Below are 14,370 nucleotides of genomic sequence, written 5' to 3' on the forward strand. Positions count from 1 at the left end.
GCCTAATACCCCATAAAGTTATACTCAAAGTCACACCAAGCCACAAACACTGCTGTGGCTTGCCACATGATGAGTATTTTCTCTTTACGTGATGAAACGGAGTAGTTATGTCATACGAAATCAATACAGAAAACGCACCAGCAGCGATCGGTCCTTACGTTCAAGGCGTAGATTTGGGTAGTATGGTTATCACATCAGGTCAAATCCCTGTTGACCCTAAAACCGGTGAAGTGCCTGAAGATATCGCAGCACAAACTCGCCAATCACTGGCTAACGTAAAAGCAATTTTAGAAAAAGCTGGCTTAAGTGCGGCTAATATCGTGAAAACAACGGTATTTGTAAAAGATTTAAATGACTTCGCGACAGTGAATGCCACCTATGAAGAGTTTTTCAAGCAACATAATGCACCATTCCCAGCTCGCTCTTGTGTTGAAGTTGCTCGTCTGCCAAAAGACGTAAAAATTGAAATCGAAGCAATCGCAGTACGTAAATAACGATTAGTTCGAGCCAAACACCCCATGCTTTGAGTGGGGTGTCTTTATTTTTCCCGCTGATTTTGTCACCCCAAACGTATTACCGTCCTCATAAAACTTCCCGATTGTACACTATAACTCTACTTTTCCCGTTTTCCGCTGATGGAAATTCGATTACACACACTTTATTTGCATGATTAAAATGAATCCTAGTAACTGAAAAGATTTATTTCCTCTGCGCTTTTGATCTTCATACAAATTATTTTTTTCTTTGTTTTAAATCAAATGTTAGCGATCTAAATAAAAGCAATATCCCACATATTGTGCTTTAATTACACCAATTGACACAACATATAGTATTTATTCACATTTTATCCACAGATTAGTACCCGTGATAAACATGGCGAATAGCTGAAGTCGTATTGTGGATAACTTAACAAGGAGAATGCCCGTGGGAACGGTTGTTATTAAAAGAGATGGTTGTCAGGTCGGTTTTGACCTTCCACGAATTCAGGAAGCCGTTAAACGCGCAGCGGCTGCTGTGAATGTTAAGGATGACGATTATTGTCTTCAGGTTGCTTCTGTCGTCACAGAACAACTTTGCAGCCGTGACCGAGTGGATATCGCTGACATTCAAGATGCGGTTGAAGACCAACTAATGGCCGGGCCTTATAAAGACTTAGCTCGTGCTTATATTGAATATCGCCACGATAGAGACAGCGAACGTGAAAAACGCAGCCAATTGACTCATGACATTCGTGGGCTAATCGAACAAAGTAACGTCTCTTTACTCAATGAAAATGCCAATAAAGACAGTAAAGTGATCCCGACACAACGCGATTTACTCGCGGGTATTGTCGCTAAACACTATGCAAAACAGCATATTTTACCAAGAGATGTCGTTATCGCACACGAACGCGGTGAAATTCACTATCATGACCTCGACTATGCTCCCTTCTTTCCAATGTTTAACTGTATGTTAATTGACCTTGAAGGCATGTTAACTAACGGGTTTAAAATGGGAAATGCCGAAATAGAGCCGCCAAAGTCTATTTCAACCGCAACAGCCGTTACTGCACAAATTATTGCCCAAGTTGCAAGCCATATTTATGGGGGCACAACCATTAACCGTATTGACGAAATTTTAGCGCCATATGTGGCAATTAGCTTCGAAAAACACCTAAACGTCGCCAAAGAATGGGGAATTGCAGACGCAGAGGGTTATGCACACAGCCGCACCGATAAAGAGTGTTACGACGCCTTTCAATCTTTAGAGTATGAAGTTAATACACTTCACACTGCGAATGGCCAAACCCCATTTGTCACCTTTGGTTTTGGCCTTGGAACCTCTAAAGAAGCACGATTAATTCAGCAATCTATTCTGAAAAACCGCATTGCGGGCCTTGGCAAAAATCGTAAAACGGCGGTTTTCCCTAAGCTCGTATTCGCAATTAAAGATGGCCTAAACCATAAATTGGGTGACCCTAATTACGACATAAAACAACTCGCTTTAGAGTGTGCCAGTAAGCGCATGTACCCCGATATTCTTAACTACGACCGTGTCGTTGATGTTACTGGATCATTTAAAACGCCGATGGGCTGCCGCAGTTTCCTGGGGATCTATGAAGAAAATGGGCAACAAATTCACGATGGGCGCAACAATTTAGGCGTTATTAGCCTCAATTTGCCTCGTATTGCTATCGAAGCACAGGGCAGCGAAGATGCGTTTTGGGCATTACTGGATGAACGTTTAGCCATTGCCAAAAAAGCCTTAATGACTCGCATTGCCCGTTTAGAAACCGTAAAAGCGCGTGTTGCCCCAATTTTGTATATGGAAGGCGCCTGCGGAGTTCGCTTAAAAGCGGATGACAACGTTGCTGAGATCTTCAAAAATGGTCGCGCGTCCATTTCGTTAGGTTACATTGGGTTGCATGAAACCATCAATGCACTTTTTGGCACACAAACCCATGTCTATGATGACGAAAAATTACGTGAAAAAGCTGTCGAAATTGTCAACCACTTACGCCAAGCCACTGATGAATGGAAAGCCCAAACAGGCTATGGTTTCAGTTTATACAGCACACCAAGTGAAAACCTATGTGACCGCTTCTGCCGTCTCGATACCGCTGAATTTGGTGTGATACCAGGTGTTACCGACAAAGGTTACTATACAAACAGCTTCCATCTAGATGTTGAAAAACAGGTGAATCCTTACGATAAAATTGATTTTGAAGCGCCTTACCCTGCACTCGCGAATGGCGGTTTTATCTGTTATGGCGAATATCCAAACTTACAACATAATGTTAGAGCCTTAGAAGACGTGTGGGACTACAGCTATCAACATGTGCCTTATTATGGTACTAACACACCCATTGATGAGTGTTATGAATGCGGTTTTTCCGGTGAGTTTTCCTGCACCAGCAAAGGCTTTACCTGCCCTGCTTGTGGTAACCATGATACTAACCGAGTTTCGGTTATCCGCCGTGTGTGTGGCTATTTAGGCAGCCCAGATGCAAGACCATTTAATGCAGGTAAACAAGAAGAAGTAAAACGCCGTATTAAGCATTTAGGTAACGGTCAAATAGGTTAATACTATGAATTATCACCAATATTATCCTGTTGATGTCGTCAATGGCCCCGGAACTCGCTGTACACTGTTTGTGGCAGGGTGTGTTCATCAATGCCGTGGTTGTTACAATCAAAGTACATGGCGAGTTGATTCAGGTGTGCCATTCACCCAAGAAATGGAAGATCAAATTATCCAAGATTTGCAAGACACGCGTATTCGTCGACAGGGTTTGTCCCTGTCGGGCGGAGACCCGCTACACCCAGCCAACTTGCCTGCGGTGCTCAAGTTGGTTAAACGCGTAAAAGCCGTTTGCCCAGATAAGGATATTTGGTTATGGACAGGATACATATTGAGTGATTTGACGCTTGAACAACAAAAAGTGGTGAGTTTAGTTAATACCGTAATTGACGGTAAATTTGAACAGGATTTACATGACCCACGCTTAATTTGGCGCGGTAGCTCCAATCAAGTGATCCACAAATTGCGTTAAATTTGGCATTCCCAATGTAGTTTGGTACCAAAACCTAATTTGTTATCGACCATTTTGACATTCCGCAAGTGAAGCTGCCAAACAGGCAGTTTCGCTACTAATGCCACAGGGAAACGACGACAGTAAAAACCGCGGGCAAGCCGTTCTTCCTCACCTTCTAATATTTTAATTTCACCTGTAAATTGAATACCTTGTATTGCATTAACGGCTTTGGTTTGCGCTGATATTGTGCCAGCCACTTGCGGGTTAGCCACCATCAATTGCCCATGCCTTGAATTCGCGTCTGTCATTAAAACCAGGCACATCGTTTTCGCATCAAATGCATAGTAACAACTGGCAGGCCAGATATCATTGTTATGGTGAGTAAAAAGAGAGAAAACGTGTTGGCGGGCAATATAGCGCTGGATGTGCTTTAAAGTTTGTTCAGGCGTCATAGCGGTTTCCATGTAAACCCGTTCAGAACAAGCTTTTGGGGGATTCCCCTTAAGCTTGCTTAAACCGTTCTGAACGTAGGCATAAAATTCGCTATTACTATACTCTAACTAGCTGAAATATTAACCTAAATATTTTTAGGCCTATACGCCAACTAAATTCGAGTCATTACTCTAAATAATTGGAGTTGTAGCTAGGCGGCAAGTGAACGAGGCGCTAGGAGCATACATAAGTATGTGACTAGTGCGAATGAACGCGGCCAACAACGCTACGGCTCGAAGTATGACGAGTAAATATGACGAATAAATTTATTTATAGATAGCCGCGGTACCATTCATTGAGTTTTCACCACCAGCAGAAATCACACGGAATGAAGTTGCACCAGCTTCATCAGCTTTTTTGGCTAATTGTGCGGTCAGGTCATTGACACTCACTGCACCTGTTACTGAGACATAACCCGCAGCTGGCTGACTAGTATGTTGAACTTCTTCAGCAGCCATTGAACCGAATGATGCAGCACCTAAAGCTAAAGCAGCAGCAAATAATGTTGATTTTTTCATTGTATATTCCTTCTTGTAAACTTGATTTTTAGTTGGGATTTTTACTGTCCCTCCGTGATATGGATCATATTATGCGCTTTAGTTTGAAAAGAAAATTAGCTAATTTTGCTATAGTTATTCAAATAATTTGAATCATAACTTAGATTGAGGTTACAAATTTGTGACAGTTTCATATCATTTTTTATTTAAATTTTAATATGTTATAAATATCTTACTTAACGAATATATTCGTTGTTCACCCAATATTTTTCCCTTATAAATCAGCACAGAATGATAAAAACAACACTAAATAATAGCCAATTAGAACAAAATGACTGGTATCTTTACTTGGTGAGAGAGAAAAATAACGCCTTGTATTGTGGTATCACCACCAATGTGCAACGTCGTTTTGAGCAACATAAAGCAGGAACAGGGGCAAAAGCATTGAAAGGGAAAATGCCACTGACATTAGCATTCTCGTGTTTTATTGGTTCTCGTTCAGCAGCGTCGAAAATAGAATATCAAGTTAAGCAACTGAATAAAAAAACAAAAGAAAGGCTGGTCATAGACCAGCCCGATGACTTAGTTAACTACTTAGCTAACTATAAATTATTGAAGTGTGAAGAGTAAGTCACCAAACCTTGGTGTTCTCCAATTTCACCATTCTCTAAGCCACAAACCAAAAAATGAGCTTGTTGTTCAGGCCATTGGCAGCTTATACCGTGACTTGCAGCGGGTTCAAAACCGAAGCGCGAATAGTAGAGTTCATCCCCCAGTACAACGACTGCACCATAACCAAACTCATTGAGGCTATCTAACCCTTCATAGACCAGTTTTTCTGCAATCCCTTGGCCTTGATGCGCTTTATTTACCGCTAATGGTGCAAGGCCAACCCATTGCACGTCTTCATCGTTAACGTCGACAGGCGTGAAGCCTACATAGCCAATCACTTCACCATCATCATTTGTTGCCACAACCCCGAGAGTTAGCAAACCATCCTCACGTAAATGTTGAACAAGATTAGCTTCTGCTTCAGTTGGAAACGTTTCACGCAATAATTTATCAATACCCATTGCGTCGACAGGGATTTCAACTCGAATTAGCATGAAGTTAACGCAGGCGACTTATGCTCTACGTCCTCACTTTCATGCACGGTTTTAATTACATCAGCCAATTGTAATAAAGCAAAACGCAACGGAGCTGGCATATTTTCGAGTTCAAAAGCATCCATTAAGTTTTTCACATAGAGGCCAAGCTCTGTATCCCCTTCAATCACCAACCTACGTTGGAAAAAGAGCGTATCAGGGTCTTCTTTACGCGCGGCGATCAGTACTAGATCATTCGCATTACCACTCACACTAACATCAGCCTCTGCATGCTGTTTGACGGACAGTTGGCCACCTTGCAAACTGATAAACCAGACTAACGCTAAGTCACGAACTTCAACCTTTAGCCATTTGTCTTCGAGAAAATCAAGTTCCCCTTCTTTCACTGATTCACGAAATTGCCAGCTTAGTAATTGCTCAAGAACTTGGCGCTGCAATGCGAATGGGGTTACTTTTAAAGGCAGTTTCAAAAATGAAGGGCCTTTCGTGATGAGTTGAGAACGAATTTTACCTAACACAGTACTGACTCCCGTAGTAATTGTCTGCCCGTTTTCGTGTAACTACTTAACAGCAGTAGCAGCTCGAATTATTTAGGGTAACATATTGCATATTTAGACGATTAAATTTTCGACGCTAATAACCCCATTTATTGAAGCCATTAACCTAACATTTGACTCACGATAAGTTATCTTGCCAAAAAATGTTATTATTGGCTTGATCCTATATCAATTTTTGCCCATCCCGCCAATATTTATTTCTCACTTCCCATGGATAAAAAATCATCCCTAATTACCTATCCGTTCCAATAAACGATCAAAAACTAGTCATAAATAATTCATATACCCTATTTATAAAACTTATCCTCTTTCATTTGGTAAAGTTGCTTTATTACCCACCAGCCCCCTTATTTCCCTAACGACCTTAATTAACGAATACTGATATCCATTAACAATTTCTCTGCTCTAAATCAAAATCTATAACAGTTCTGTTGACTAGAATGTCAGCTGTTAAATTTTACACAGGGATAGGACAATGGAATTACTCTGCCCCGCAGGGAATTTGCCCGCTTTAAAAGCGGCGGTCGATAACGGCGCTGATGCCGTTTATATTGGACTAAAAAATGATACCAATGCACGGCATTTCGCAGGACTTAATTTTACTGAAAAAAAACTGCATGAAGCTGAGCGTTATATCCATAACCGTAAACGAAAATTACATATTGCGATTAATACGTTTGCACATCCTAATGGTTACGAACGTTGGCAAAACTCCGTCGATCTTGCCGCAGATCTTGGTGCTGATGCCTTGATCTTAGCCGATATTGCCATGTTAGAGTACGCTGCAAATAAATACCCACATATTGAAAGGCACGTTTCTGTCCAAGCCTCAGCGACCAATACTGAAGCCATCCGCTTCTATGAACGTAATTTCCAAGTCCACCGCGTTGTCCTTCCACGTGTGCTATCTATTCACCAAGTAAAACAATTAGCCAAAAATAGCTCTGTGCCACTGGAAGTGTTTGCTTTTGGTAGTTTATGTATCATGGCTGAAGGGCGCTGCTATCTGTCTTCTTATCTCACAGGTGAGTCACCAAATACGGTAGGCGCATGCTCTCCAGCCCGTTTTGTTCGTTGGCAACAAACGGAAGAAGGAATGGAATCACGCCTCAATAATGTGTTGATAGACCGTTACCAAAAAGATGAAAATGCAGGCTACCCAACGCTATGTAAAGGACGTTATCTTGTCGATGAACAGAAATATCATGTCCTTGAAGAGCCTACCAGCCTCAACACCATTGAATTATTACCTGAACTGATGGCAGCAAATATTGCCTCTGTCAAAATTGAAGGCCGCCAGCGCAGTCCTGCTTATGTGACTGAAGTGACGCGTATTTGGCGCCAAGCCATCGACCGCTTCAAATCCAACCCTAACAATTTTGTCACTGACCCGAAATGGCTAAAAGCGTTAGGTGGGCTGTCTGAAGGAAGCCAAACCACATTGGGTGCCTATCATCGTAAATGGCAGTAATTTAAAAGGTAAATATCATGCAGTACTCGTTAGGATCTATTCTTTATTACTGGCCAAAACAAACGCTGGAAGATTTTTATCAACACGCCATGCAAAGCGACGCTGATATTATTTATCTCGGTGAGACGGTGTGTAGTAAACGCCGAGAAATGAAGCCCAATGACTGGATAGAACTCGCACAACAACTCGCCAAGAGTGGCAAACAAATTGTTCTGAGTACCCTTGCTCTTCTTCAAGCTCCTTCCGAACTTAAAGAAATCAGCAAATTAGTTGATAATGGCGAGTTTCTCGTTGAAGCCCATGATTTTGGTGTGATCAACATGTTAGTCGAAAGAAACCTTCCTTTTGTCGCTGGTCACGGTTTGAATTGCTATAACGCACAAACCTTAAATATTCTGTTACGCCAAGGTATGGTGCGCTGGTGTATGCCTGTAGAGTTATCGCGTGACTGGCTGGTTAATTTGCTAAATCAGTGCGATGACATCGGTATTCGTGGCAAATTTGATGTTGAAGTAATGAGCTACGGTCACTTACCACTTGCCTATTCCGCACGCTGCTTTACTGCGCGCTCTGAAAATAAGCAAAAAGACGAATGCGAAACTTGTTGTATAAACTACCCACAAGGGCGCAAGGTGCTTTCTCAGGAACATCAGCAGGTATTTACGTTGAATGGTATTCAAACGCTCAGTGGTGCTTGCTATAACCTTGGCAATGACCTGTATTCAATGCATGACCTTGTGGATATTGTACGCATATCCCCTGAAGGTATTGAGTCACTTGAGATATTCAAGCAATTTAAAGCGAATGAAAATGGGGATATTCCATTGAATATTTCAGATAAAAATTGCAATGGTTATTGGCGACAAATTGCAGGATTGTCGATGGTGCCTTAAATCAATTACCCACCTTATAACCACCTATCCTCAGGTACAATGCATTTGCATTACACTGAGGATAGACTGGAAAGTTTTGAGGTAAATAAAATGATTGATATAGACCCAAGCACCGTGTCTTTACGTGCAAAATCCCACCTTACCGAATGCAGCCAAACAACTATCCCTGCGGCTATACGTGATGCCTATCAAGTATTTGCCTCAATGCTAAGTACAGGTAGCCCTCCTGATGACTGGGAAACCTTAAGCCAAGAAGCAAAAATGGCAACAAAAGCCGTTGATCCCAACTCAGCAATAGGTTTCCTACTCAAAAATAACGGTTAATGCCGATGCCTGCGCCAACGGTTAAACATATGGCTAATATGGCGTAATTCTCCATCTCGGAGCATACCAATGAATACCCCAATAACCGTGTAAATAACGCCTAAAATCAACATCATCACGATATCCATAAGTACATCACTAAACGGTAATCCCATTTGGTTAAGGCCTGCCATGGCGTTTGTAGCCCATGTAGATGGTAATGCAGAGGCAATCATACGTACCCAATCAGGCATCGCCTGTAGTGGCCAAATCGTGCCTGACATATAAAACACCGGGGTGGTAATAAATGCCAAAGTTAAGTAAATCATTTCAACACTGCGCAAACATTCCGTCACTAACTTGCCAAGCCCTAAAACAGCCAATAGGAATGGGAACGTGAACATCCAAATTACATACAATGGCGCTTCTTGTCGGTAGCCCAATACCCATGGCCAAAGCGCGAAAAATACAGTGGATAAAAATAACCAGATCGGAATTAAAGCAGATAACGCCCCTAAATAAACGGCTAATGGCGGCTTTCCTTTAGGCGTAGAACGCACCGCGATACTGACTCGTACACAGGCAATCAGTAAGGAGTGCTGCAATAACATCACCAATAAGCCAGGAAAAACGATCGCTGCAAAGCTGATCCCTGGGTTATACAATGGCTCAGTTTCACTGCGGATAGGGGTAATAATCACTTTAGCCTGCTCTTGGCTATAACCTGCTTTAGTGAGTAATTGGGTGTTATAAGCATTGAGCAGGGTTTGGTAGGCTTTTGATAACTCTTGCTGAATTTGCCCACTCGCTAGCCGGTTGGTTCCATCTCCATACACTGGCACCGTGATATTTTTACCGCTCAGTAAATGTTGTTGGAAATCCGTTGGAATGATAATTATCGCGAATAGTTTTCTCGCGATCATATCTTGACGCGCTTGGGCAAGGTTATCATAACTTTGCAATTCCACTTTCGGTGTCGCATCGAGGTCACGGATTAACTCGCGGCTTGCTGTGCTGTGATCCATATCAATCACAGCAACAGGTAAATCCCAAAGAACGGGCTTTGCATAAACTAAGCTCATGACGCACAGAGAAACCAACAATAATAGCCACATCGGTTTTTCCAGCATTCCCAGTAGCACTTTACGAAAGGTTGCAAAATAAATAGCCATCAGACAACCCCTCCTTGGTTTTCTAACCGTTTGACTAAACGCTTACGAATTAAAAAGCCAATGACAAATGGGTAAATCAATAAGAATAGACACACTTGAACAATGCGAGCAAAGGAAATCTCCCGCAAGAAAATATCAAACATGGCATTTAACGTATGTGTAAGTGGTTCAATATTCGAAATAATTTGTGCAGGCAATATCATTGACAGTTCCGGTACCGCCATACCCGAAAAGGCCAAAGCGATACTCACCAGCATCCCTATCAAGCTATACGCCATAATGGCACTTGAGGTAAAACTAAACAGCAATAAACCAATACTCTGCGCTGCTATGACATAGAAAAACCCTAATATAATCATATACAACGGGTTTCCTACCACTTTAGCATCAAAAATAGTAACTAATGCCGCAATCTCTACAGCAAGTAATATACTGAAAAATAAGGTATAAGGGGCTAACTTCCCAAGTAACGCCATCACAAACGGTTTAACACTTTGTAAGGTAGAACCTCGTGACATCGTATAGATTGTTGCGGTAACAACAAACAGCTGGAGCATATGAATGGTTGCAGCAAACTGCTGATAATAAATATAACTACCGCTCGGGTTAAATAAACTGTCATAAGAAAGTGTCACTTGGGCTAACGGAGGCAACGCCTTTCCCATTGACTTGGCCATTTCTTGGCGATACTTCGCATTCAGCTCTGCCACTAACCCACTAAAATCTTGAATCGCATAACTGCCTGATGCATAGAAGAGCGCATTATAATACATACGTAGCTCAGGTTGACGCCCCCGTAAGACATCTTCTTCGAAGTTATGAGGAATGTACAATAACGCGTAATCTTTTGAACTACCGAGTCTTTTTAATGATGTACTGAGATTGTCATCAATGGTTTTCACATCCGCATGTGAACCCGCATCGAGGTCACGAATAATTTGCCGAGACACTGGGCTATGGTTATTGTCCACCACAGAAACGGGTAAATCCATCAATGTCCCCTCTGAAAAGTTAGCACTAACTAACGTAAACAGCATTAATGGAAACAGCCAGCTTAACCAATGAAAAACAGGGCTACGAATAGCCATTTGGGTTTCACGGCTAAAGGCGTGCTCAAAACCGTGCCAAGCGAACTTAAATTTCATGGCAACACCTTTTACTTATCCCAGTGCCATAATACACTCATACCAGGCCTTAGCCCTTCAATCGGCTCTACAGGGTATAAACGAATTTCAAATGTTTTTAAATCGAAGTCACCGGTTGCACGTGTCGCTCGTTTTGTCGCATAGTCACCTTTCGGTGCGATATAGCGAACCTCAGCCTCAATTAACTTATTCCCCAAGGCAGGCACATCAAGTTGCACTTTGTCGCCTTTTTTCACATCAACTAAAATATCTTCACGCAAGTTATAGACAAAATAAGCTTGAGGAAGTCGAATTAATGAAATTAAAGGACTACCGGCATTGAAAAGTTCACCTATTTCAGCAGGAATAGGGCCAACTTCGCCATCTACAGGGGCTTTTACTTGCAAGTCATCAATTTGTACTTGGATTTCAGCAAGTTTATGTTCTGCTTGTTGTAATGCCGCTTCATATTGTTGGCGTTGCTCTATACGGTCACCATGTAAGCCCTCATCTAAGCGCGCTTTTGCACTTTGCACTTGCGAAAAAGCCACATCTTTGGCTTTACGTGCATTATCAAGCTCATTCGCGGAAACATACCCTTTACCTTTCAAATTACTCAAACGAGCATATTCACGAGACGCATTTTGATATTGAGAATTGGCTTGTGATAATGAGGCTTGTAAATCGCGGATGGTTTCAACACGAGTCCCATTCATGGATTGTTCTAGTTGCGCTTTTGCTTGGTCTCTCGCGGATTTCGATGCCTCATATTGCGCTTGCAGTTCTGGGCTCTCTAGAGTTATCAGTAATTGCCCTTGTTTGACATCATCGCCACGCTCTACGTGGCGTTCTATCACTCGTCCTTTTGCCTTCGAGGTGACGATTACCTCGGGTGCATCCACCTCTCCCTGTAACAATAAATATTGGTTATGGGAATGAAAAAGTGCCGCTGCTGCGATTAAGATAAGCATCAGCAAAATCAGTGCTATTGTTCTTTTTTTCATTATTTATGTGAACCTTAAATAATAACGGGGGAAACTATCATCCCTAGAGTATGACAAGAAAGTTAAATACAGCGTTAATAAATTCGTGCGCAAGATCACGAAAAGGTAGGACATTGACTAATATTGAAGCGATTTCTACCTTATGTCAAATAATGATGAGTGCACTTTTCTCAAATGCCGATTACTTAGCCAATGACTTACGGTATAATGACTAGCCAAATAAATACTAAAAATAGATAACAATAGTAAATAACTCAACCCCAAATAAGAATCCCACAACGTGAACACGACGAGCCATGCTCTAAATAATTCGCGATGTGGGTAGGCGGCAAGCGAGACTATCTTGGGAAGCATACATCAGCATGTGACCCGAGTAGGCGAGAGCAGCCAACACCCCCACAACGTGAAACATAACGAGCCATGCTCTAAATAATTCGCGATGTGGGTAGGCGACGAGGAAGCGAGACCCTAGGAGCATACATCAGTATGTGACTAGGGCGAGATGACGAAGTCAACACCCCCACATCACGAATTATGACGAGCATGTACGAATTTGATTTAATATTACTCCTACTCCAGCAAATGTGTGTCTACCTCGTTATTGCTTGGGCGCTTAGCCGCACACCATTAGTTATCCCTCTTCTGAAGGTGACCATCCGCTTACCGCATAAAGTCATGTGCTACCTGATTTTCTCGGTATTTTGCATTATCGGTACTTATTTTGGTTTGCATATCAATGATTCTATTGCCAATACTCGCGCTATTGGAGCCGTACTTGGCGGCCTATTAGGCGGCCCTGTGGTCGGCTTTGCTGTCGGTTTCACTGGTGGGCTGCATCGTTATTCATTAGGAGGGATGAGCGCCTTTGCTTGTATGGTCTCGACCATTGTTGAAGGATTGATTGGCGGGTTAGTTCATCGTTACTTTATGAAACGTGGCGAAATTAATAAAATTTTTAATCCTATGATTGCCAGTTGTGTCACTTTTATCGCTGAAATCATACAGATGCTAATTATTTTATTGCTGGCGAAACCTTTCGATGAAGCGCTAGAACTCGTTAAAAATATCGCTGCACCGATGGTGATCGCGAATACTATTGGTGCGGCAATGTTTATTCGAATTTTACTCGACCGCCGTGCGATTGTTGAGAAATACACTACCGCGTTCTCTGCTCAGGCACTAAAAATTGCTTTAACGACTGAAGGGATTCTGCGTAAAGGCTTTAATGCTGACAACAGCATGAAGGTCGCTAAGATTATTTATCAAGAGTTAGAAATTGGTGCTGTCGCCATTACAGATCGTGAAAAAATACTCGCGTTTATTGGCATTGGCGCTGACCACCATCGACCCGGGACACCGATTTCGTCAAGCCAATCAAGGCAAGCTATTGAGAATAATGAAGTCGTCTATGCTGACGGCAATGAGACTCCGTATAAATGCTCATTAAGCCCCACCTGTAAACTCGGCTCTGCGTTAGTGATCCCATTACGCGGAGAAAACGAAAAAGTGATTGGTACCATTAAACTGTATGAAGCGAAAAATAGCCTGTTTAGTTCCATAAACCGTACTCTCGGTGAAGGAATTGCCAGCTTGTTTTCTGCACAAATTTTAGCGGGCCAATATGAACGCAACAAACAATCATTGTTGCAATCCGAAGTTAAGCTGCTTCACGCTCAAGTAAATCCTCACTTTTTGTTCAATGTGCTCAACACTCTGCAAGCCGTGATCCGCAAAGATAGCCAACAAGCAGGCCAGCTTGTGCAGTATATTTCGACGTTTTTCCGTAATAACCTAAAACGGCCCGAGCAAAGTGCCACACTCGGCGAAGAAATTGAACATATCAATGCCTATTTACAGATAGAAAAAGCCCGTTTTCAAGAAAGCTTACAAATTCATATTGAGATCCCTGATGAAGTCAAACAGGTTGAACTGCCTGCATTTACCCTACAACCATTGGTTGAAAATGCAATTAAACATGGCACCTCACAGTTATTAGAAACGGGTTATATTACAATACGTAGTTATATCGGCAGTGAACATGTGTATATCGAAATAGAAGATAACGCAGGGCTGTATAAGCCTGCAAAACAGTCTGATGGCTTAGGGATGGGCTTAGTCGATAGGCGCTTACGTTTAAAATATGGTGAGCAATATGGCATCAGCGTAGAACACGAGCCAGAAAAATTCACCCGAATGAAAATTCGCCTGCCTTATTTGGCTACAACATAATAATGATT

Annotated in this window: 15 protein-coding genes; 8 read left to right on the plus strand and 7 right to left on the minus strand. The window is 42.1% G+C overall.

All coding sequences use genetic code 11. From position 1 onward, the window contains the following. Positions 1-107: 107 nt before the first annotated feature. The 3 genes from ridA to nrdG all read left to right on the plus strand — a co-directional run bounded on the left by ridA (position 108) and on the right by nrdG (position 3,532). Positions 108-494 carry a 2-iminobutanoate/2-iminopropanoate deaminase gene (gene ridA, locus ACU696_RS00705; RefSeq protein WP_004907508.1) on the plus strand — a complete coding sequence of 129 codons (387 nt, stop codon included), beginning with the start codon at positions 108-110 and terminating at the stop codon, positions 492-494. A 430-nt stretch (positions 495-924) separates the two neighbouring features. Then, complete coding sequence (gene nrdD / locus ACU696_RS00710) at positions 925-3,063, plus strand: anaerobic ribonucleoside-triphosphate reductase (protein WP_109912112.1); 2,139 nt, start codon at positions 925-927, stop codon at positions 3,061-3,063. Between the two features lie 4 nt (positions 3,064-3,067). Next, positions 3,068-3,532 carry an anaerobic ribonucleoside-triphosphate reductase-activating protein gene (gene nrdG / locus ACU696_RS00715; protein WP_004907505.1) on the plus strand — a complete coding sequence of 155 codons (465 nt, stop codon included), beginning with the start codon at positions 3,068-3,070 and terminating at the stop codon, positions 3,530-3,532. Here nrdG and ACU696_RS00720 read toward each other — a convergent pair. Together ACU696_RS00720 and ACU696_RS00725 are read right to left on the minus strand one after the other, a co-directional pair. Further along, on the minus strand, positions 3,529-3,966 hold the full coding sequence (locus ACU696_RS00720; RefSeq protein WP_109912171.1) for a YhbP family protein: 438 nt from the start codon (positions 3,964-3,966) through the stop codon (positions 3,529-3,531). The two genes, nrdG and ACU696_RS00720, sit on opposite strands and share 4 nt — an antisense overlap. A 306-nt stretch (positions 3,967-4,272) precedes the next feature. Then, positions 4,273-4,524: a YdgH/BhsA/McbA family protein gene (locus tag ACU696_RS00725; RefSeq protein WP_004907501.1), complete on the minus strand. Its 252-nt coding sequence runs from the start codon at positions 4,522-4,524 to the stop codon at positions 4,273-4,275. A gap of 270 nt (positions 4,525-4,794) precedes the next feature. Here ACU696_RS00725 and ACU696_RS00730 point away from each other — a divergent pair, with 270 nt between their 5' ends. Then, complete coding sequence (locus ACU696_RS00730) at positions 4,795-5,133, plus strand: GIY-YIG nuclease family protein (protein WP_004907500.1); 339 nt, start codon at positions 4,795-4,797, stop codon at positions 5,131-5,133. On the opposite strand, the gene ACU696_RS00735 is transcribed toward ACU696_RS00730, so the two are convergent. Both ACU696_RS00735 and ubiT read right to left on the minus strand, forming a co-directional pair. Then, positions 5,106-5,609, minus strand: a complete 504-nt coding sequence (locus ACU696_RS00735) for a GNAT family N-acetyltransferase (protein WP_209101674.1) — start codon at positions 5,607-5,609, stop codon at positions 5,106-5,108. The genes ACU696_RS00730 and ACU696_RS00735 overlap by 28 nt on opposite strands. Further along, a complete protein-coding gene (ubiT, locus tag ACU696_RS00740; protein WP_004907497.1) occupies positions 5,603-6,127 on the minus strand; it encodes a ubiquinone anaerobic biosynthesis accessory factor UbiT in 525 nt (174 codons plus the stop codon). Before ubiT ends, ACU696_RS00735 begins: the two co-directional genes overlap by 7 nt. Positions 6,128-6,641: 514 nt before the next feature. On the opposite strand from ubiT, the gene ubiU reads away from it, so the two are divergent. From ubiU to ACU696_RS00755, 3 genes are all read left to right on the plus strand, one after another. Next, a complete protein-coding gene (gene ubiU, locus ACU696_RS00745; protein ID WP_110731591.1) occupies positions 6,642-7,637 on the plus strand; it encodes a ubiquinone anaerobic biosynthesis protein UbiU in 996 nt (331 codons plus the stop codon). A 17-nt stretch (positions 7,638-7,654) separates the two neighbouring features. Continuing rightward, positions 7,655-8,530, plus strand: coding sequence for a U32 family peptidase (locus ACU696_RS00750; protein ID WP_109912114.1), 876 nt, complete (start codon positions 7,655-7,657; stop codon positions 8,528-8,530). A gap of 90 nt (positions 8,531-8,620) precedes the next feature. Beyond that, on the plus strand, positions 8,621-8,854 hold the full coding sequence (locus ACU696_RS00755; protein ID WP_226537978.1) for a hypothetical protein: 234 nt from the start codon (positions 8,621-8,623) through the stop codon (positions 8,852-8,854). On the opposite strand, the gene ACU696_RS00760 is transcribed toward ACU696_RS00755, so the two are convergent. Genes ACU696_RS00760 through ACU696_RS00770 form a run of 3 tightly spaced genes read right to left on the minus strand, consistent with a single transcriptional unit; the run spans position 8,851 to position 12,133 of the window. Further along, positions 8,851-10,005, minus strand: a complete 1,155-nt coding sequence (locus ACU696_RS00760) for an ABC transporter permease (protein ID WP_004907491.1) — start codon at positions 10,003-10,005, stop codon at positions 8,851-8,853. The genes ACU696_RS00755 and ACU696_RS00760 overlap by 4 nt on opposite strands. Then, positions 10,005-11,150, minus strand: coding sequence for an ABC transporter permease (locus ACU696_RS00765; RefSeq protein ID WP_109912115.1), 1,146 nt, complete (start codon positions 11,148-11,150; stop codon positions 10,005-10,007). Before ACU696_RS00765 ends, ACU696_RS00760 begins: the two co-directional genes overlap by 1 nt. 11 nt (positions 11,151-11,161) lie before the next feature. Continuing rightward, complete coding sequence (locus ACU696_RS00770; protein WP_004907488.1) at positions 11,162-12,133, minus strand: HlyD family secretion protein; 972 nt, start codon at positions 12,131-12,133, stop codon at positions 11,162-11,164. A gap of 543 nt (positions 12,134-12,676) precedes the next feature. Between ACU696_RS00770 and ACU696_RS00775 the strand changes: the two genes are divergently transcribed. Then, entirely contained in the window at positions 12,677-14,362 is a 1,686-nt protein-coding gene (locus ACU696_RS00775; RefSeq protein WP_004907485.1) for a sensor histidine kinase, read from the plus strand. Positions 14,363-14,370 lie beyond the last annotated feature (8 nt).

Source organism: Providencia sp. PROV_01, assembly GCF_053098325.1.

Coding starts and splice junctions, on each gene's coding strand:
- ridA (WP_004907508.1), top strand. CDS start 108: ATGTCATACGAAATCAATACAGAAAACGCACCAGCAGCGATCGGTCCT.
- nrdG (WP_004907505.1), top strand. CDS start 3,068: ATGAATTATCACCAATATTATCCTGTTGATGTCGTCAATGGCCCCGGA.
- ACU696_RS00720 (WP_109912171.1), bottom strand. CDS start 3,966: ATGACGCCTGAACAAACTTTAAAGCACATCCAGCGCTATATTGCCCGC.
- ACU696_RS00725 (WP_004907501.1), bottom strand. CDS start 4,524: ATGAAAAAATCAACATTATTTGCTGCTGCTTTAGCTTTAGGTGCTGCA.
- ACU696_RS00730 (WP_004907500.1), top strand. CDS start 4,795: ATGATAAAAACAACACTAAATAATAGCCAATTAGAACAAAATGACTGG.
- ACU696_RS00735 (WP_209101674.1), bottom strand. CDS start 5,609: ATGCTAATTCGAGTTGAAATCCCTGTCGACGCAATGGGTATTGATAAA.
- ubiU (WP_110731591.1), top strand. CDS start 6,642: ATGGAATTACTCTGCCCCGCAGGGAATTTGCCCGCTTTAAAAGCGGCG.
- ACU696_RS00750 (WP_109912114.1), top strand. CDS start 7,655: ATGCAGTACTCGTTAGGATCTATTCTTTATTACTGGCCAAAACAAACG.
- ACU696_RS00755 (WP_226537978.1), top strand. CDS start 8,621: ATGATTGATATAGACCCAAGCACCGTGTCTTTACGTGCAAAATCCCAC.
- ACU696_RS00760 (WP_004907491.1), bottom strand. CDS start 10,005: ATGGCTATTTATTTTGCAACCTTTCGTAAAGTGCTACTGGGAATGCTG.
- ACU696_RS00765 (WP_109912115.1), bottom strand. CDS start 11,150: ATGAAATTTAAGTTCGCTTGGCACGGTTTTGAGCACGCCTTTAGCCGT.
- ACU696_RS00770 (WP_004907488.1), bottom strand. CDS start 12,133: ATGAAAAAAAGAACAATAGCACTGATTTTGCTGATGCTTATCTTAATC.
- ACU696_RS00775 (WP_004907485.1), top strand. CDS start 12,677: ATGTACGAATTTGATTTAATATTACTCCTACTCCAGCAAATGTGTGTC.